The sequence below is a fragment of the Prosthecobacter sp. SYSU 5D2 genome (genome assembly GCF_039655865.1).
Taxonomy (GTDB): Bacteria; Verrucomicrobiota; Verrucomicrobiia; order Verrucomicrobiales; family Verrucomicrobiaceae; genus Prosthecobacter.
Genome location: NZ_JBBYXL010000004.1, coordinates 121,657 through 140,793 on the forward strand (window position 1 = coordinate 121,657; position 19,137 = coordinate 140,793).

General features: G+C 59.9%; 17 protein-coding genes. 9 read left to right on the forward strand and 8 right to left on the reverse strand.

Going from position 1 to position 19,137, the window contains the following annotated elements:
- Positions 1-29: 29 nt before the first annotated feature.
- On the forward strand, positions 30-575 hold the full coding sequence (gene ilvN / locus WJU23_RS07945; RefSeq protein WP_346332017.1) for an acetolactate synthase small subunit: 546 nt from the start codon (positions 30-32) through the stop codon (positions 573-575).
- Positions 576-651: 76 nt separating this feature from the next.
- Here ilvN and WJU23_RS07950 read toward each other — a convergent pair whose 3' ends face one another.
- The gene (locus tag WJU23_RS07950; RefSeq protein ID WP_346332018.1) at positions 652-894 is read right to left on the reverse strand and encodes a hypothetical protein; all 243 of its coding nucleotides are present in this window, start codon (positions 892-894) and stop codon (positions 652-654) included.
- A gap of 104 nt (positions 895-998) precedes the next feature.
- Between WJU23_RS07950 and WJU23_RS07955 the strand changes: the two genes are divergently transcribed.
- A complete protein-coding gene (locus WJU23_RS07955; protein WP_346332019.1) occupies positions 999-2,390 on the forward strand; it encodes an NAD(+)/NADH kinase in 1,392 nt (463 codons plus the stop codon).
- 39 nt (positions 2,391-2,429) lie between these two features.
- Positions 2,430-4,610, forward strand: coding sequence for a DUF1549 and DUF1553 domain-containing protein (locus WJU23_RS07960; RefSeq protein WP_346332020.1), 2,181 nt, complete (start codon positions 2,430-2,432; stop codon positions 4,608-4,610).
- 104 nt (positions 4,611-4,714) lie between these two features.
- Here WJU23_RS07960 and WJU23_RS07965 read toward each other — a convergent pair whose 3' ends face one another.
- From WJU23_RS07965 to WJU23_RS07975, 3 genes are all read right to left on the reverse strand, one after another.
- Complete coding sequence (locus WJU23_RS07965; RefSeq protein WP_346332021.1) at positions 4,715-4,933, reverse strand: hypothetical protein; 219 nt, start codon at positions 4,931-4,933, stop codon at positions 4,715-4,717.
- A 146-nt stretch (positions 4,934-5,079) separates the two neighbouring features.
- Positions 5,080-5,397 carry a PadR family transcriptional regulator gene (locus tag WJU23_RS07970; protein ID WP_346332022.1) on the reverse strand — a complete coding sequence of 106 codons (318 nt, stop codon included), beginning with the start codon at positions 5,395-5,397 and terminating at the stop codon, positions 5,080-5,082.
- A 119-nt stretch (positions 5,398-5,516) separates the two neighbouring features.
- Complete coding sequence (locus tag WJU23_RS07975) at positions 5,517-8,201, reverse strand: sigma-70 family RNA polymerase sigma factor (protein ID WP_346332023.1); 2,685 nt, start codon at positions 8,199-8,201, stop codon at positions 5,517-5,519.
- Positions 8,202-8,312: 111 nt separating this feature from the next.
- On the opposite strand from WJU23_RS07975, the gene WJU23_RS07980 reads away from it, so the two are divergent.
- Positions 8,313-9,029, forward strand: a complete 717-nt coding sequence (locus WJU23_RS07980; RefSeq protein ID WP_346332024.1) for a prolyl oligopeptidase family serine peptidase — start codon at positions 8,313-8,315, stop codon at positions 9,027-9,029.
- A 104-nt stretch (positions 9,030-9,133) separates the two neighbouring features.
- Here WJU23_RS07980 and WJU23_RS07985 read toward each other — a convergent pair whose 3' ends face one another.
- Positions 9,134-10,111 (reverse strand): L,D-transpeptidase, encoded by a 978-nt coding sequence (locus tag WJU23_RS07985; RefSeq protein ID WP_346332025.1) that lies wholly within the window; start codon positions 10,109-10,111, stop codon positions 9,134-9,136.
- A gap of 140 nt (positions 10,112-10,251) precedes the next feature.
- On the opposite strand from WJU23_RS07985, the gene WJU23_RS07990 reads away from it, so the two are divergent.
- Entirely contained in the window at positions 10,252-11,145 is an 894-nt protein-coding gene (locus tag WJU23_RS07990) for a DUF475 domain-containing protein (protein WP_346332026.1), read from the forward strand.
- 224 nt (positions 11,146-11,369) lie between these two features.
- Here WJU23_RS07990 and galU read toward each other — a convergent pair whose 3' ends face one another.
- Positions 11,370-12,242 (reverse strand): UTP--glucose-1-phosphate uridylyltransferase GalU, encoded by an 873-nt coding sequence (galU, locus tag WJU23_RS07995; protein WP_346332027.1) that lies wholly within the window; start codon positions 12,240-12,242, stop codon positions 11,370-11,372.
- A gap of 339 nt (positions 12,243-12,581) precedes the next feature.
- Positions 12,582-13,004, reverse strand: coding sequence for a phosphoribosyl-AMP cyclohydrolase (gene hisI, locus WJU23_RS08000; protein ID WP_346332028.1), 423 nt, complete (start codon positions 13,002-13,004; stop codon positions 12,582-12,584).
- An 89-nt stretch (positions 13,005-13,093) separates the two neighbouring features.
- On the opposite strand from hisI, the gene tmk reads away from it, so the two are divergent.
- The 4 genes from tmk to WJU23_RS08020 all read left to right on the forward strand — a co-directional run bounded on the left by tmk (position 13,094) and on the right by WJU23_RS08020 (position 17,193).
- Positions 13,094-13,753, forward strand: coding sequence for a dTMP kinase (tmk, locus tag WJU23_RS08005; protein ID WP_346332029.1), 660 nt, complete (start codon positions 13,094-13,096; stop codon positions 13,751-13,753).
- On the forward strand, positions 13,743-14,738 hold the full coding sequence (locus tag WJU23_RS08010) for a hypothetical protein (RefSeq protein ID WP_346332030.1): 996 nt from the start codon (positions 13,743-13,745) through the stop codon (positions 14,736-14,738). Before tmk ends, WJU23_RS08010 begins: the two co-directional genes overlap by 11 nt.
- Before the next feature lie 80 nt (positions 14,739-14,818).
- Positions 14,819-15,688, forward strand: coding sequence for an AraC family transcriptional regulator (locus WJU23_RS08015; protein WP_346332031.1), 870 nt, complete (start codon positions 14,819-14,821; stop codon positions 15,686-15,688).
- Positions 15,689-15,789: 101 nt separating this feature from the next.
- Positions 15,790-17,193: a sulfatase gene (locus WJU23_RS08020; protein WP_346332032.1), complete on the forward strand. Its 1,404-nt coding sequence runs from the start codon at positions 15,790-15,792 to the stop codon at positions 17,191-17,193.
- On the opposite strand, the gene WJU23_RS08025 is transcribed toward WJU23_RS08020, so the two are convergent.
- Positions 17,183-19,102, reverse strand: coding sequence for a metallophosphoesterase family protein (locus WJU23_RS08025; protein WP_346332033.1), 1,920 nt, complete (start codon positions 19,100-19,102; stop codon positions 17,183-17,185). The genes WJU23_RS08020 and WJU23_RS08025 overlap by 11 nt on opposite strands.
- Between the last annotated feature and the right edge of the window lie 35 nt (positions 19,103-19,137).

Genomic DNA, 19,137 nt, shown 5'->3' on the forward strand with positions numbered 1-19,137 from the left:
CCACCCCTTTAACAGAACACCCCAGCACCATGAGCGACCGCATCCCCGCCACCACCGATAAAAAACCAGCCCCGCTGGCCGACATCATCAACATCCACACGCTCAGCGTGTACGTGAACAACCAGCCCGGCGTGCTCGGCCGCATCTGCGCGGTCTTCAGCCGCCGCGGGTTCAACATCGAATCCCTCGTCGTGTCCCAGACACGCGACCCGCGCTTCAGTCGCATGACCATCGGCATCAGCGGCCACCCGGAAGGCCTGCACCAGATCATCATGCAGGTGAACAAGCTCATTGACGTGATCCACTGCGCCGAGCATAACGACACTGACGCCGTGGCCAAAGAACTCGTGCTGGTCAAGATCGCCGCCGGCCCTGAGCAGCGCACCGAAATCCTCCAAATCGTTGAGCATTACGCCGGCAAAACCGTGGACCTTCAGGATGACAGCCTCATCGCCATGATCAGCGGCAACACCGACAAGCTGGACGCCGCCGTGCGTCTGCTCAGCAAGTTTGAGATCGTCGAAACCGTGCGCACCGGCAAGGTGGTCATGGCACGCGGCCTCGAGACGACCTAACCGCCGTTGACACACTTCTCGTTAGTCAAAGGAGTGAGTGGTTGCGCCCTCACTCCTTATTTTTTGTGGTGCGGGCTTACTGGCGGTCCTTGAGTCCAGGCTCACCCGCATGCGTGGCGCAGTGGGCACAGCAAAAGATCTTGTCTTCGGACTCCACACCGTGCCCCACGATCCGGCAGTCGCAGTGCTCGCAGGTCGGAGCCAGGGAGTGTATGGCACATTCAAAGCTGTCAAAGACATGCTCCTTCTCATGGAGGGTCACGGTGAAGGCTTTGTCATAAACATTTCCGCAGGTTTCACACGGTGCAGTATTTTTCATGGTGATGGAATGGGTTCAGAGAGGCATCGCAGCCCTCCCGCCCTTTGGCCTCGTTTTTTTAGCTCCCCGCTTGCCCTTCCCCTTCATCACGCCCACCTTGCCCCATGCCCCAGCGCATTGCCCTCTTTGGAGGCAGCTTCAATCCACCTGGCCTGCATCATCGCGTCATCGCCCAGCGCCTCGCGCAGGAGTTTGACCGCGTATGCATCATCCCCTGCGGCCCACGTCCGGACAAGCCGGTCACGGATTCCATCCCTGCCGTTTACAGGGCAGCTCTTGCCGATCTCACCTTTGGCAGGCTGCCCGGCGTCACCGTGGACCTCTTTGACCTGGAGCAGTCCACCTTCACGCCCAATTGGGATCTCCAGGCCCGTTACGAGCCGGAGGGGGAGGTCTGGCACGTTGTCGGGGCAGATCTCGTCGCGGATGGGGCCACGGGCGAGTCCATGATCCAGCGAACCTGGAAAAACGGTGCCTCCCTCTGGCAGACCGCCCGCTTCGCCGTGCTCACGCGTCCGGGTTATGTCATGGAGCCTGCAGATCTCCCGCCGCATTCACAGGTCTTCCAGATTAAGGAAACAGGTTCCAGCACCGTCATCCGCGAAAACCTCAGCAAAGGCCGGCCGGTCGAAAACCTCCTGTCCACCCGTGCCCTGGCCTATATTGCCCGGTACGGTTTATATAGAGCTCCCAACCCGGCAAGCTGGGCGCAGCAGAGCCTCAGCGGACATACGTTTTCCGCCCAGACCGATCCGCACAACGAAAAAGCCAAAGCCTGGCTGGCCGACCTAGGCCCCGGCACGGAGGAAAATCCGGGCTTTATCACTGTACTTGGTGGCGATGGAGCCATGCTCCGCTGCATCCGCGAGCGCTGGCGTGAGAGGCTGCCCTTCTTCGGTATCAATGCTGGCCATCTCGGCTTCCTCATGAATGCGCCTGAGCAGGTCTTCGGCAGCCCTTTTCCGCCTGCGGATGTCATCCTCCGCCAGATGCCGCTTCTCTATATCGAGACCGTTGACCGCGAAGGCCGCGTGCAACAGGCCTATGGCTTCAATGATGCCTGGCTGGAGCGCTCCACCAGCCAGAGCGCCTGGCTGCAAGTCATCGTCAATGGCGTAGAGCGCATCCCCAAGCTCGTCAGTGACGGTGCCCTTGTGGCCACCGCCGCCGGCTCCACCGCCTATGCCCGCAGCATGGGCGCCAGCCCTCTCCTCGCAGACACCCCCGCCTGGCTCCTCGTCGGCTCCAATGTCATGGAGCCCGCCCATTGGCGCAGCGCCCTGCTTTCCGTGGATAACACCGTGGAAATCCGCAGCCTCAGCCCGGACCACCGCCCCGTTCAGGCCTATGTGGACGGTCTCAGTCTCGGGGAGGTCATCACCTTCCGCGCCCGGCTCAGTCGCGCCGCCAGCGCCGAGCTGGCCTTCTGCGCCAGCCATGACATGGCGGACAAGATCGCCGCCATCCAGTTTCACCGTTCCACCGATGGCCACTGAGAGGACGTAAGAAACCTTCTCCGCGAGCGTATTTTGCCAATGCCACGCCTCTTGCTGACCCTCGCCACCGCTCTTACCCTGGGCTCCCCTGCCCTGGCCGATGAGCGCCCGGTCAGCTTTGTCCACGATGTCATGCCACATCTGCAGAAAGCCGGCTGCGCAGCGGGCAACTGCCATGCCAAACCCGAAGGGCAGAATAACTTCAAGCTCTCCGTCTTTGGCTACGATCCGGCTAACGACTACCATGAGATCATCCGCGATGACCGTGGCCGCCGCGTCTTCATGGCCGCGCCGGAAGAAAGCCTCCTGTTGAAAAAGGCCACCGGTGCCGTGCCCCATGAAGGTGGAGCCGTCATCGCCAAAGACAGCGAGCCTTATCAAATCCTCGTGCGCTGGCTCAAACAGGGCGCACCCGCCGCCTTGGAAAACGAAACCTCCCTCGTCAGCGTCGCCGTGGAGCCCCGGGAGCAAAGCTACAAAAAAGGCGGCAAACAAAAGCTGACCGCCACCGCCACCTTCTCCGATGGGCAGACCAAGGACGTCAGTGAGCTAACCGAATTCCTCTCTCAGGATAAAGAGATCGCCCAGGTGGATGAGCACGGCACCGTCACCGTTGGCAGCACCAGTGGTGAAGGCGTCGTCCTCGTGCGTTACATGGGTCACGTGGATGTCGCCCGCATCACCGTCCCGGCGGACAAGCTCCTGCCTGACGACCTGTATGCCAAACTCCCTGTCAACAACGAGATTGACCGGAAGGTTTACGACCGCCATCAAAAGCTCGGCCTTCTCCCCTCCTCCACCTGCACGGATGAGGAGTTTATGCGCCGCGCCTCCCTGGATGCCATCGGCATCCTGCCCACCGCTGAGCGTGCCAAAACCTTCCTCGCAGACACCCGTCCGGATAAACGCACTCTCTTCATCAACGAGCTTCTCGAACACCCTAATTATGCCGACCATTGGGCCGTCAAATGGGGCGATTTGATCCGCCCAAACCCCTCCCGCGTCGGCGTGAAGCCCGTGTACCTTTTGGACCAGTGGCTGCGCGAAGCCTTCCGGCAAAACATGCCTTATGACCAGATGGTCAAAGAGCTCCTCACCGCCGAAGGCAGCAGCCATGAATACGGCCCCGTCGCCGTTTTCCGCGACAAGCGCGATCCTATTGATACCAGCGCGTTCGTCAGCCAGATCTTCCTCGGCGTGCGCCTGGACTGCGCCAAATGCCACCATCACCCCAGCGAAAAATGGACGCAGGAGGACTACTACCAGCTCGCCGCCTTCTTCGGCCAGATGTCCCGCAAAGGCCAGGCCATCTCCGCCCCCATCTCGGGCGAGCCTGAATACTGGTGGTATGGCGGCAAGGGCTCCGTCCTCCACCCCATCACGGAGGCCGTCATGATGCCCAAACCTCCCGACGGCCCGGAGATGCCCTATGTCGAAGGCCAGGACCCGCGCACCCGCCTAACCGATTGGATGGCAGGCAGCGACAACCCCTTCTTTGCCAAAGCCATCGTCAACCGTCTCTGGTCCGAATTCCTCGGCCGGGGCATAGTCGAGCCTGTGGATGACTTCCGCGTCTCCAATCCCGCCACTAACGAAGCCCTGCTCGACTGGCTCGCCGCCGACTTCATCGCCAGCGGCTACGACCTCAAGCACCTCATCCGCACCATCCTCAATTCCCGCACCTACCAGCTCAGCTCAGAACCCAACGAGCACAACCTCGCCGACACCAAAAACTTCTCCCGCGCCCAAAAGCGCCGCCTCAGTGCCGAAGTCCTCCTCGATGCCCTCGATGACCTCACCGGCGTGCGCGACACCTTCAGCGGCCTGCCGCCCAATTCACGCGCCGTGATGACCTGGAACCACAAGCTGGAAAGCAATTTCCTGGACGCCTTCGGCCGCCCCAATGCCAGCCAGGAATGCCCCTGCGAACGAGAAAGAAAGTCCAGCGTCATCCAGGCTCTGCACCTCATGAATTCCAATGACCTTCAGGCCAAGCTCAGCGCCAAAGAAGGCAAGATCACCACCCTGGTGAACAGCGACCTGCCCGAACCCCAGATCGTCAAAGAAATTTATCTCGCCGCCTACAACCGCCTCCCCGTCGCTGAAGAGTTGCAGACCGCCTTAAAGTTCTTCACCACCCCCGGCGCCACCCGCCAGACCGCCGTCGAAGACCTCGCCTGGGCCCTCATCAACTCAGCCGAGTTTGTTTTCAACCACTGAACCCCCAGAAGCTCCCGGAGGCACGTGCTTGCATAGATCGCTCCCACAGGGAGCACGAAAGATAGCCTGTGGTGAAGGGAGTGCAGCGACCGGGAACCACCGGATCAAGAATAACCAGCGATATAATTCAGCACGTCCTGGAGGGACGCCGGAAAGGTTGTTTGCCCCCACCCAACGTAAACCGGATGATATTCAACGAGGCCCCGATCGAGCATCTCCACATACTTCTCCTGCTGCCACACGATCCCCGCCAGCTCCAGCTCCTCATGGATCCAGCGGGAAGATGCGCTCTTCAACCGCTGCATCACGTCAGCCAGGCGCATGGGCAGAAACAGCAGGTAACGATGACACCTTCATGAGGATGAAAACATCCGGCGCGTATTAAACGTCAACCATTTACGTTTTTCGTAATATAAATCAATATCATCTCACATTGCTGTGAGATGATATTCCTGGCCGTTGAAGTCCTTTAATGCTTGTCAACCTCCACCCCAAGCTCGCGCAACTGCTGGCGTACAAGCTTGAGCACCGAACGTCCTTCCTTCGTAATCCGGTAGGCACGGGGAGCTTTCGGCCCCCGGCTTTCATCCACCGTTGAGACCAGCCAGCCATTCCTCTCCATCCGCTTCAGCAGCGGATAAAGCGTGCCCGGGCTGACATCGTAACCATGGTGACGCAGTTCCTTGATCATCCATTGGCCAACGACATCCTCCTCTGCGGCGTGGTGCAGGATGTGCACCTTCCAAAAGGAAAGCAGGATTTCGCGGTTGATCAGTTTCAGGTCCATGAGGGAAAGGGCTGGCAACCTAAGAATGGCTGACTTTTTAGACCCTGCCAAGCACAGAACGCATTAATTGCCTGCATGGGCAAGTTTCAATCAGGCCAGAGTTTCAGGCGAGCACACCCTCACTTGATCTCTGCTGATTTCTCCCGGTTCTGGCCCGCCTGATGAAACAAGCTCACTCGTTCGTGCTGTGAGATTGCGGCAGATCGAATCCATTGCTCCGCAGCGTTTCTCTGCTGCGCATCACTCAGATCTAGTCCGGCCATTGCTTCTGAGCGGACTTGCTGGGCAACAGCGCCTGGAAGCTTTAGAGTCCAGTCAAATGCTGCATGGATCTTCCCCTCATCTGCAACGCCCTGAACAAACAATCGAGCAGCTTTGACGACACTTTGAGGATCGACCAGGCTAAGCTCCAAGGTGGGCAGCAAGAGAGCGTAATCTTTTGCGCGAGAGTCATCCCGCTCCAGCCACCGAATCATGTCTTTGATGAGCGGCGTCTGCCAGCCGGGCTCCGCATATTTGGAGAGGAGCGCGAAGGCTTCTTTTGGATGGCTGGGGCAGCGTACACTGACAAGACGGGTGACCAAAGTGTTGTATTGAGGATCTTGGCGAAGCTGTGCGAACATGGCCGCCAGCTTTTCCTCCGGCAATGCTCGTGCTCCCCAGGCCAGGCCATCCGCCCATCCATGATCCAGACCTGCCCCCTGCTGGAGAGCAAAGGAAAAGGCCGCCTCAGGCTCGGTTTCCGCCCACTTGGATGTCACTGCGGCCAGGAGTTCCTCCCGACCGTCACTGGCAGGCAGAGCGGCCACCCACGCAGCGGCGTCAGGGGCTGACTTGATGACCCACAGATTCAGCACTTGTCGGGCGCTCTCGACTTCATCTTCCACATAGGTGGAATTCATGATGGCCTGCAATGCAACCTCGGGATCACCTCCCGCCTTCGCTTGATAATAAGCAGCGAGCGCCCGGTCCCGGTTCTTGACACTGGAGAGTGATTCCACAATTAGCGCTTCATTGAACATCGCGGATTTGGCCCCTTGCTCCATGAACCTCTCAAAGAGTATTTCATTGCGTGACCGCTTGGCATGCTGAAGAGCTGACCGGGCATCCACCTGGAGCCACTGGGCATAAAAACGACCCACCATTTCTTCAGTCCGCTCAGCCAGTTGGGCTTCGTCACCACCGCCGGTCGCCGCCGTGGTCACCCAGGCGGCAGCCACGTTGAAGTCAGCATCCAGATCGCCTCCCATGGCACGCAGTGTGTTCACCAATCCGGCATCTTTAAACAATCCAGAGCCGGCTGCCTCAAGAAGCTGCTCATTGCTGAGCCTCGGAACCATGCCGACCAGAGACTCACTCCTCTCCTTAGCGTTTGGAGACCGCATGATCAGTTGGAAAACAGCGTCCTCAGGCCAGCTTCCTGTCATGACAAACAGGTCGAGATTGCCTTGAATCAGAACAGGATCCAGTCCTGCCTCTTCGGCCTTTGCCCAGATGGAGCCTGGATCCTCCAGATCCTCAATCCACAGTTTCGCATATTCTCCGAGACGAGCATCGGGCCCGGCTTCAACAAGCGCAGCCCATTCGTCCGGATGGCTCCTCACCCAAGGCGCAATGATGGCCGGGAAAACTGGGTTCCCGCTCCGCAGCGATGTCCAAACGACCGCTTCCCTTGGTGATTTCAGAAACCACGTCGTCACAAGATCCTGATGCAGCTTGAGCTTGACCCGGAAAGCCCTCCGTTCATCGAAGAGATGAACGTCCGCGTGACGTGCCACGACCCGGTCATACTCCGCGCGTGAAAGCAACACGCCTGCCGCACGCATGGTCGCGAACCTCTTCTCATCGTCTTTTTCATAGATGATCCCGCTCATGAGACGTTGCATCTCATCCTTCGTAAGGTTGGGTTTTCGAGCCCAGATGGCCTTGGCCTCCGCCAGCAGCTGCGCCTTCGTTGCGGCAGATTCAGTGGCTGAGGCTTTTTGCGCTGTACCTGTAAGCTTTTGTTCCTCCACAGTCTTCTCTTCAGTAAACCAGCCTGACAGCCATGGATCTTTCGATGCAATGTCATAACTCACAAAGCAGGCCGCCAGCGCCGCCGCACAACCCGCGAGGACTTTGAGATTAAGCCCTGCCAGCACGCTCAGCATTGCTCCTCCCGTCACCCCAGCCGCAGCACTGCCAATGCTGCTAAGCCCGATTTTGTGCAGGGATGCCATCAGCGTGGCCGACACGGCGTGAGACGAAGAAGCGGTCATCATGCTGCCAAGTGCCACACCGCAAAACAGTCCCTTGATTTTCAGCTTGGACCTCAATTGCTCCATGCTGTGGTCCAGCAATCTGGAAACCGAAGGCTGACTGAGGCCCATACGCCCGGCAATTTCCATCTGGGTGCGGCCTTCCAGGTAATGCTCCACAATCACGCATCTTTCTTTTGAGGCCAGTTCTGAAAGCGCCTCATCAAACACAGGCTCAAGCTCCTCCCAGGTACACTCACGGCCTTGCTGTAAAGCAACGGCAGCTGATTCATACAGCTGCCGCGTAGTCTCAGCCCTAACCACATCACAAGCCCGCCGCCACGCTACCCGATGTAACCACGCACCAACGGATTCCGTAATAGACCGACCTTTTCGCGCAAGTTCCAGAAAGGTTTCCTGGGCCACATCTTCAGCCAGCGCTGAATCCCGGGTCACCCTTCGTGCCGTGGAAAAGACCATGACCGCATGATGCTGGACGAGAGCTTTGAACTCACCGGCATCACCGGATTCATAGTAGCGCTGGAGATGGAGGAGATCGGTATGCATGGTTACATCTCAAGGTCGCGTGCCATGGCATTATTATGCAAAATTCATTCATGTCCCGCATTCGTTGTGCAGACTTGGCAAGACACCCCGGCAGCGTACCGTTGGCTTTCCATGATCCGCAATCTCCTTGCCCCCCTTATGGCCCTCGCCATGACCTCGTCCCTTTCCGCCACCGAGCTGACGCCGCAATCTTTTGAAGGGGAAGTTTCGCTCAAAGTGGGTTATTCTTATTTCCTGGCGTTGCCGGAGGGCTATGAGGCAGACACTTCCAAAAAGTGGCCGTTGCTGATTTTTCTTCATGGCGCGGGAGAACGTGGATCGGATCTGGAACTGCTGAAAAAACATGGGCCGCCCAAGCTCATAGCGGCGGGCAAGAAGTTCGAGGCGATTGTGGTTTGTCCCCAGGTACCGCTGAAGAGTGTCTGGAATGAGCACGGGGTGAAGGCCCTGGCAGATGAGATCATCCGCACGCACCGGGTGGATACCTCCCGGCTCTACCTCACGGGCATCAGCATGGGCGGGTTTGGCACCTGGGACACGGCGCTGGCGTATCCGGACACCTTTGCGGCCATCGCGCCCATTTGCGGCGGCGCGGGGGTGGGGCATGTCATGGCGGAGCGCATCAAGGACCTGCCCTGCTGGATCTTTCATGGCGACGCGGACAAAGCGGTCACGGTGGAGTTTTCCATCAAGATGCATGGGGCGCTCCAAAAAGCGGGCAGCCAGGCCAAGCTGACGGTTTATCCCGGTGTGGGGCATGACTCCTGGACGCAGACCTATGACAACGAGCAATTCTGGACCTGGCTCTTCGCCCAGAAGCGGGGTTAAGTCTCATGGCATTCATCGTTCGGAGTACCGCATTCATGCGGTGATTGGGATGGCTGCCAACCTGCATCATCACCGCATGAATGCGGCACTCCGAACGCCCTGACTCACCTGACGATGACCGGCGAGTCCGGCCGGATCAGGGTGGGCAGGCGGATGGCATCCCAGTTGGCCAGGCGCACGCAGCCGGCGCTCTGGCTGCGACCGATGGTTCGCGGCAGTGCAGTACCGTGCAGGCCGATGCCGGATTTGCTGAGCCCGCACCAGATGATGCCCACCGGGCTGTTGGGTCCCGGCGGGAGCTGGTAGGCCTCTTTGCCACGCACGCCTTCCTCCAGGAACTGCTTGTCATAACGGAAGCTCGGCGTCGTCATCATCACCTTCATGCTCCAGGTGCCCACCGGAATGAATTCCGGCTTGCCCGGCGTGATGGGGAAGGCCGCCAGCAGCCGCTCATCTGGGGAGTACACCGCCGCCATCCGCTCCGTGGTATCCACCACGATGGTGTTGGCGCTCAGCTTCGCATCTTTTGGAAAGCTCTGCATGGCCTTCACTTCCTCGATGCGAAAGGAGCGCACATTCGGCACCATCACCACATCCCCTGGTTGCAGGCGCTGGAGGTTCTTCTCCGGGTTGCACTTGGCCAGAAAACTCTCATCCGTATGGAACCGCTCCGCCACCAGCTCTGCGTAGCTGCGGTAGGCCATGTAGTCGTATTTTACCTGGTCTTCTGGCTTTTCAGGCAGCAGCGGGTTCACAAATTTGCCCAGTTCGGAACGGATTTGAAACGCGGCAAAGATGACCGGCACCTCCGCCTCCGCCGCATGCAGCACTGGAGCCCAGTCATAAATGTCACGGTGACCCATGGCGAAGTTGTAGTTCACCACCGCCTTGTACGTAAACTCCCCCACCGCGCCGTCCAGCTTTCCCGGACCGAAAAGATGCCGGTCCAGGAAGATCTGCACCTGCAGCACCGTGTTCAGGTCCCTCGGCACCCCATTCTCATCCGCCGCCGGTCCACGGTCCTGAGCCAGAGCTCCAGGCTGGGCACCGAGCAGCAGCAGGAAAATAACGATGGTTCGCATCCCTTGATCATTCACCAAAAACCCATCTTTGGCCACAAAGACCTTCTGCAGCCCTGCTTTCCGCCAACAAAATTCCCCGGCTACAAAAAAACCATTGGCAAGCTGCACGCCCCCTGTAGTTAAGCGTTCCCGCTTCCGCCATGCTTCAGCTTTTCGATGCCGTCCTAGCCTTCCTGCCCTCTTCGTCCGAACTTGTCTCGGCTGCACCGGCCATTTTGATGCTGATTGTCATTGAGGGACTGCTGAGCGTGGACAATGCCCTGGCCATCGCCGCCATGGCCAGCCACCTGCCAGGAAAGCAAAAGTACATGGCCTTGAAACTGGGCATCATCGGAGCCTACTTTTTCCGCGGCCTCTGCCTGTTCTTCGCGGCCTGGATCATCGAAAACCCGTGGTTGAAAATCTGCGGTGCGGCCTACCTCGTTTACCTGATGAGCCAGCATTTCACCGGTGCGGGTGATGAAAACAATGACGGCAAGCCTGACAGCGCCAGGCAGCGCGGCTTCTGGGCCACCATCGCCGGCATCGAGCTGATGGACCTGAGCCTGAGTGTGGACAATGTGGTCGCTGCCGTGGCCATTGACCCTCGGCTCTGGGTGGTCTGCACCGGGGTCTTCATCGGCATCCTGGCCCTCCGCTTCGTCGCCGGGGCATGCATCAAGCTGCTGGAAAAATTCCCCATTCTGGCTGACACCGCCTTTGTCCTCATCGGTTACGTCGGCGGCATCCTGGTCTTTGAGATTCTGAGCGATCCCGCCAGCGGCTTCCAGATCTTCCCCGGCCCCGTCCATGTCGGCTCCGGCCGCAAGTTCATCGGCATCGTCATCATCCTCGGCATCTCCATCCTGTATGCCCGCGTGCCCGCCGTCCAAACCGCCCTGCGCCCCCTCTTCAAGACTTTGCGCGTGCCGATGAAAATCGTCGCCATGACCGTTGGCCTGGTGCTGAAAATCATCCTGCTCCCTTTCACTCTCATCATCGGCCTTTTCAAAAGCAAAACGGCCACCGAACCGGTTCCGCCCCCGGCGATGTGATTGCGGCTGGTACCCGCTCTTGTCCCTGTATCCGCTCAGGCCTCTGAGAAACAACCTGCTGCTTAGCACTTCCCCTGCCGGGTATGCGGTGGACTTGAACCTGCAAGTGAGTGCGCCCCGCCGGGCGCACCAAACAAAAGGCCGCATCTCAAAGCGCCCCTGACAGGTCCTGGCCGGCAGATCCTCCGCCGACCCGCGCAACTTCGTATCCAAATGCTAAAACCTCACCTCACTCCCATCACATACTCCCTTAACGCCGGGCCAATGTCCGCCCGCTGCAGGCCGAAGTGCAGGTTCGCCTTGATGAAATCCAGCTTGTTCCCAATGTCGTGCCGCTGCCCCTCGTAGCGCAGCCCGTACAGCGCCTCTTCCTTCATCAGGGAGGCCATCGCATCCGTCAGTTGCACCTCCCCGCCCTTCCCCTTCGGCGTCTTCTCCAGATGCGCGAAAATGGACGGCGAAAGCACATACCGAGCACTCACCGCCAGCCGGCCCGGCGACTCCTCCGGCTTCGGCTTCTCCACAAACTGCGTCGCCCGGATCAGCCCTGGCGATATCTCCTCCCCGCCCAGGATGCCATACCGGCTCACCTTCTCCAGCGGCACCTCCTGCAGCGCCACCGCAGATCCCCCGTGCCGCTCCACCACATCCGCCAGCAGCCGCGTAACCGGCCGCGTCTCATCATCCGTCGTCACCACCGTGTCCCCCAGCAGCACCGCAAAGGGCTCATTCCCCACGTGCTCCCGCGCATACAGGATCGCATCCCCCAGCCCCCCCATCTTGGGCTGCCACACAAAATGGATCCGCGCCATGGATTGCAGCTTCCGCAGTCCCTCCAGTTCCTCCGTCCGCCCCTTCCCCTCCAGCTCCGCCTCCAGGTCAAACGCCGGATGAAAATGCTCCTCAATCGCCCTTTTGCTCCGGCTGATCACCATCAAAATATCCGTGATCCCCGCCGCCACCGCCTCCTCCACCACATACTGGATCACCGGCTTGTCCACCAGCGGCAGCATCTCCTTCGGGATCGCCTTGGAGATCGGTAAAAAACGCGTGCCATAACCGGCAGCAGGAATCACAGCTTTACGTACAGGAAGCATAGGTCCCCACCCATAATCCCATCCCCTCTCAACGCAACAACCGGAGCGCGGACGCCCCGTCTGCATCCTTCTTTCCGAACCCCAACTGTTTTTCGTACCTGCACCTCACCTGTTCTCCGGGGCGATGATCGGATGCTCTACCCCGTCGGCTAAACAGCAGGCTAACTTTCGAGGGTCGCAGCGACAAAAAGGTGGAGCCAGGAGGAGACAATGCGCAGGAGGATATTCAGATGCACACGTCATCATGGAGCACCCGCTCAGTGTTTCCAAATCTGGAGCGAGAACTGGAAATCCTGCACCACCAAGGATAAGATATCCAACGTCAGCAACCGGCAAATCTCACTCCACCATCGCCAGCTTTACCAGTCCGCCCTGCTTGGGGGCGACGACTTTGCGGTAAAAGCAGTTGCTGCGCTTGGTGTGACAGCAGCCGCCGCCGTGCTGGATCACGCGCAGGACGATGGCGTCCTGGTCGCAGTCGGTGCGGATTTCCACCACTTCCTGGAACTCGCCGCTGGTGGCGCCTTTGTGCCAGAGGGTCTTGCGGCTGCGGCTGTAATAAACAGCCTGGCCCAGCTCCAGAGTCATGCGCAGGGACTCCTCGTTCATGTAAGCCAGCATGAGGGCTTCATCCGTATGGGCATCCACGGCCATGGCGGCGATAAGGCCGTTTTCGTCAAACTTGGGGGCGAAGACCAGGTCTTCTTCGATGGCTTGCTTGGAGTCGCGAGGACCAAACTGATACGAGTTAATGGATGTCATTGAGGGGCGGAGAGATACGCCACAAATGGAAAACGAAAACGCTTTTGTTCGACTTCTGGCCGCCTCACGCTAGGAAATGGAACAGCCGAATGACGAATGCCGACCTTCTCAACTCCCCGCGCGGATTTTTTCTCTCTTTTGAGGGGTCCGAAGGCTGTGGAAAGTCCACCCAGATCCACCTGCTGCGGGAGCGGCTGGAGGCAGCCGGGAAGAGGGTGGAAGTGCTGCGCGAGCCCGGCGGCACAGCCGTGGGGGAGGAAATCCGCCACCTGCTGCAGCATGCGAAGGCTGGCGAGGGCATGACGCCGGAGGCGGAACTGCTGCTCTTCGCCGCCAGCCGGGCGCAGATCGTGAGGGAAAAGATACGCCCGCTGCTGGCCGGGGGAACTTTTGTTATCCTGGACCGGTTTTTGGATTCGACGACGGTTTACCAGGGCATGGCGCGCGGGCTGCCGCTGGAAAGCGTGCGGGCCATCAATGCCTTCGCCACCGGCGGGACGCTTCCGGAGCTGACCCTGGTTCTGGACATGGACCCGGCCTGCGCCTACCAGCGCATCCACGCCACCGGGCGGGAGCTGGACCGCATGGAAAGCCAGCCACTGGCTTTTTTTGAAAAAGTGCGCGCAGGCTACCGCCAGCTCGCCCAGGCAGAACCGGAGCGCCTGCGCCTGCTTGACGCCGCCCGCACGCCTGAGACTATTCACTCTGAAATCTGGGACCTCATCCAGAGCCGCCATCATGCCGTTTAAGCCCGAACACGCCCTGTCCCTCATCACCCGCGCGCAAAAGCTGGGCCGGCTGGCCCATGCCTACCTCATCACCGGACAGCGCGGTACGGATTGTGAAGGATTTGCCGCGCAGGTCATGAGCCTGGTCACCGCCGCCCGTCATCATGACCTGGACGACTGGTCCCAGGAGGGAGCCATCATCCTGCGCCCGCAGAGCAAATCCCGCCGCATCAAGGTGGGCGACGATGCCGATGATGTGGGCACCATCCGCTACCTGGAGCGCATGATCCACCGCACCACCGGCCCCGGCGGATACAAACTGGGCGTCATCGTGGATGCGGAGCGGATGAATGAGCAGGCGCAAAATGCCTTTCTAAAAACCCTGGAGGAACCGCCTCCGCGCACGCTTCTTCTTCTGCTGACCGCCCAACCCGGCCAGCTCCTGCCTACCATCCGCTCCCGTGTCATCGAGATCGCCCTTTTGCCACCCGGCGGCGCCCGGCATTACACGGAGCATGAGGAAAAATTGCTGGCCGTTTTGCATAAACTGACCACGCGAAAGGAAGGCAGCATCTCGGCCGCGCTCGGTTTAAAAGCTGATTTCCAGTCCATCCTGGAAGAGCTTCACGGTGACATCAAAGAGGAGCAGGAAGACGAATTCGAAAAGGAGCAGGACCATTATAAACAAACGACAGACGGCACCTGGCTGAAGCAGCGGGAGGAACAGGTGACGGCGCAGATCGAGGCCACCTACCTCCAGCAGCGGGATGCCCTGATGGACCTCATGCTCGCCTGGATGGGCGATGTGGCCCGACAGCAGGTGGGCGCGGAGCATCTGGACCTGCCTGAATACGCCGAAGCCACCGCCGCCCTGGCCCAGCGCTGGGACCCGGCAGAGACAACCAAGCGCCTGCGCACCCTGCGCAAGCTGGAGTCTCATCTGCACACGAATGTCAACGAGGGCCTGGCGCTTGAGGTGGGTTTTATCCAGGCTTTCGGACGGTAAGATGGCAGTCCCGAATACAGCACACCTTTTTTCAACCCGGTGCTAGACCGGGAGGGCAGCCGTTCGTTACACTGGGCTGAATGGTGACGCAGTCCCGAACCAAGTCGCAGTTTGAGCGGATCGAGATGCCTGGGGATTCCTCCTTTGCCTGGAAGGAAATCACCGGGCGGCATTTCACGGCCCCGTTTCATCATCATCCGGAGGTGGAGCTGACGCTGATCACGGCGGGACATGGGCAGCGGTTTGTGGGGGATACGGTGGAGCCGTTTCAAGCGGGGGATGTGGTGCTGCTGGGGTCGCACCTGCCGCATGCGTGGTTCAGCGAGGCACGCTGCCGGGTGTCATCGGCCATTGTGGTGCAGTTTCATCCGGAGACATTTGGCGGTGGCATCCTGAGGGCACAGGAGCTGGAGAGCATCCGTGGGCTGCTGGAGCTGGCGGCGCGGGGCGTGGTGATCCAGGGAGAGACGGCACGTGAAATGCAGCGCCGGTTTTCTGAACTCTCAGGGCTGACACCGGTGCAGCGGCTGACGCTGCTGCTGGAGATGCTGGAGCAGGTGGCTCTGACGCAAAACCTGCGCTGCCTGGAAGCCAAGGCACCGGAGGAGACGGTCTCGCCCGTGGACCGCAAGCGGCTGGATGAAGTGCTGCGCTACATCCATGCGCATCATCAGCGGGCGCTGGCGCTGCCAGAGATCGCGAGGGTGGCAGGCCTGGGGCCGGAATCTTTTAGCCGCTTCTTCCGCCGGGTGACAGGGCATACCTTCATTGAAACGCTGATCCAGATCCGCCTGGCGAGCGCGCTGGCGCTGCTGGGGGAAAGCACGGATACGATTGCGGCGGTGGCGTATGCGTGTGGGTTTGAGGATCTGTCGAATTTTAACCGCCAGTTCCGCCGCACGTATGGCATCACGCCGAGCGAGGCGCGGCGGCGGGCGCAAGTGCAGTAGAGCCCAGGATGAAGTGGGATGCGCCCTTTGTTCATCTTTATCGAAATGTGAGGGGCATTGCTGCGTTCGTGATGGGCACAACCGTCAGCCTGTTCACAGCCATGAAATTTATACTGCTTTCCCTCTCCTGCCTGTGTCTGTTTGCCTCTTCCACGCGTGCTGCACCGGATCTGCCGAACCTGATTGTGATCCTGGCGGATGATCTGGGCTGGTCGGATGTGGGCTGCTATGGCAACACGTATAACGAGACACCACACATGGACCGCCTGGCGCGTGAGGGCATGCGCTTCACTCAGTTTTATGCAGGGCCGGTCTGCTCGCCCACACGGGCGAATTTGCAGAGCGGGCAGGACCAGGCGCGCTTTGGCATCACGCAGCACATTCCAGGGCATAAGCGGCCCTTTGCGAAGCTGGCGGATCCGGTGGTGCCGCTGCAACTGCCGCTGGAGGTGGAAACCTATGCTGAGCGTCTCCGCACTTCTGGTTATGCCACCGGATACATTGGCAAGTGGCATCTTGGCGGCGAAGGCCACCTTCCACAGCACCAGGGCTGGGAGACCGTGACGGAGGCCAAGGGGCACACTCAGCCGCCCGAGGTGACCGGCACGGGGAAGGAACAGCGCACGGCGGAGTTCATGACCGACAAGGCGATCCGTTTTATCGAAGCCAACAAGGAGCGGCCTTTTGTGCTGCAAGTGTCGCACTATGCGGTGCACATTCCGCTGACCACGACACCGGAGCTGGAGAAAAAATACCGGGCCAAGAAGCCGATGGAGGGTTATCCCAGCAACCCGCTGTATGCCGGGCTGCTGGAGGAGCTGGACCAGAGCGTGGGGCGTATCGTGCAGGCAGTGGACCAGGCGGGGCTGGGGGAAAAGACGCTGATTCTTTTTCTCTCCGACAATGGCGGCCTGGAGCATGAGCAAAACGGTACGGTGGTGACCTCCAACAAGCCGCTGAACGGTGAAAAGGGGACGCTATATGAAGGCGGCATCCGTGTTCCGGCCATCGCCCGCTGGACGGGGCGTGTACCCGCAGGCACCGAATGCCACACGCCGGCGATCACGATAGATGTGTATCCGACGCTGACGGAACTGGGGGCTGTGCAGGGCCGAGCCAACCAGCCACAAGATGGGGTGAGTTTGGCGGCACTACTACGCGACCCGAAGGCGACCATCGCCCGGGACACGCTGTACTGGCATCTGCCGCATTATCATCATAGCACGCCGGCCAGTGCGATCCGGCACGGGGACATGAAGCTGATCCAGTTTTATGAAACGGATACGGTGGAGCTGTATGATCTGAATGATGACCTGGGCGAGACCAAAAACCTGGCCAAGGAACAGCCGGAGAATGCGCAAAAGCTGAAGGCCGCGCTGGCTGAATGGCGGCTTAAGGTGAATGCCCGGATGCCGGTGCCGAATCCTGAATACGATCCTGCACACGCCAGCGAACTGGCGGGCAAGTTAGGTGGCAAGAAGCGCGAAAAGAAAATCAAAGAGTAATGCTTTTTTGACCGGCTTTCTCGGCATCTGTTTCTGCGGTGGCGGTGAGGGTGCTGCCTTCCGGTTTGTCGCGGCCCACTTTGACCGTGTAGCTGCCGGGGGCATAGACCTTGGGCTGGAAGCTGCTGCCCTGGACGCGCACGGTGTACAGGATGTCGCCGGTGCTGTCTTCGATGACCTGGACGACGGGGTTGGCAGCACCTTCAAACTTCAGTTCGGGCAGGTAACCGGCGACCTTGCGGCCGTCGTTGGCGGCCATGTCCACGGTGATGGGCCAGCCGGGAAACTGGGCTTTATCACCTTCCTTCGCATCGGAAAAGCGCGGCCAGCATTCGAAGGTTATCTTGCGATCCTTTTTGTTAAACTTCACCACACCGTAACCGTCGGCACGTTGCTTTTCATCCTGGATGTCTGGCGGGTTGGCATAGGCCATCATGGAAATTTTGTTGCCCAGGCCGTCATGGAAATCACCAGTCCACGGCAGCGGACTGCCGGGGAGCGGATTGGGGCCTGGCTTCTCATCCAGGGGATGCCACCAGCGGCCATAGATGGTGTTGACCAATGCCGGGCTGGTGAAGGCATAAGGGCCGTCGCCAAATTCATCAATCCCATTTTTGACAGTAACGGCCAGGTGCTGGTCGCCACAGAGATGCACGGCCCAGGCGCGGCGGATTTCCTTTAGGGCATTGTTGCGCGGTGTTTGCGGCCAGCCGTTGCAGTCGAGATCAGCCAGCAGACGCTCTTTGTCCTTGCCATGCAGATGCACGGCACCGCAGAAGGCGGTCTGGGAAAGCACAGCCTTCATCTCGGCACCGGTCCAGTCCTGGCCCCATTCGTGAAGGAATTTTTCCTGGCGTTCGCCCAGCAGTTGCAGGCCGGGCAGGTCTATGGTCTTCGGATCGTAATTGGGATCGTTGATGTGGTCCGGGCGTGGTCCCATCTGCGGGATCTTGCCGGAAGGGCCGCTCTTAAATTTGCGGTCTTCAAGAATCGCGAAGTCCACCCCGCCGACGCGCATGCTGGTGAAATAGACGGTGATGCCACGCTCGACGGGTGCCGGATCCGGGGAATCAGGCAGATGCCAGGACTGCTGCCGCTGCACCTGGTTGACGTATTCCGGCGGGAACATGTAGCCACCGTCCGCATTGCCGGGAATAGCGGAGTGCTTGCCGTTTTCACCCCACAGATTGGGATGGCCGACGTCATGGTCATCCGGAATGGCGATGGTGGGGCGGTCGCGCATGAGATCGCGAAACTGGAGGCCGAACTCGATCCATCCGGCAGTGTGCTCGGTGTGGCGATACGTCTGGTCACCGGCAAAGAAAAGCAGGTCGGGGTCCTGGGCCTTGAGGTTGTCAATGATCTCCGGGCGCAGACCGGTGGTGCGGCTGGAATTGCAGGACATGTTGGCCACGGTGATGACCTCCTTTTCTACCGGGTCATGGCGGATGAGCCCCTCAAACAGGGCCTTTTCTCCATGGCGGACCCGATAAGGAACGTCCTGGCTGGCGTCCCATTGTTCGATGCGGAAGTGTGCGCTCCAGCCGGGGAAGACGACGGCGACTTTGGCAGCCTCGGTCCAGGCGCCATCGCGCTGGAATTCCAATCTGGCTTCGCGGGGTTCGCCGGGTTTCAGGGGATAAAGCTGGGCGCTCATTTTCAGCACGCCCCGGTCATGGGTATAAAGGGCAAAGGCGACGACATCCTCACGCGGCACATCCATTGGCGGCGGCGCGACATTGCCTTTGGGTTTCTTGGTCCACCAGTCGCCAACGGCCAGGGAATCAAGCTGCGGGAAATCTGCGCCAAAGGGCAAAGGAACTTCTGCGGGAGAGGCGGCAGCATAGGAGGAGCCCCGCCAAAAGAGAAAGGGCGAGACTTTGAGAAGGAGACGTCGGGTGAATTTCATGTAGAAGAACGATCCCTGGCAACGAAGCCGCAGGG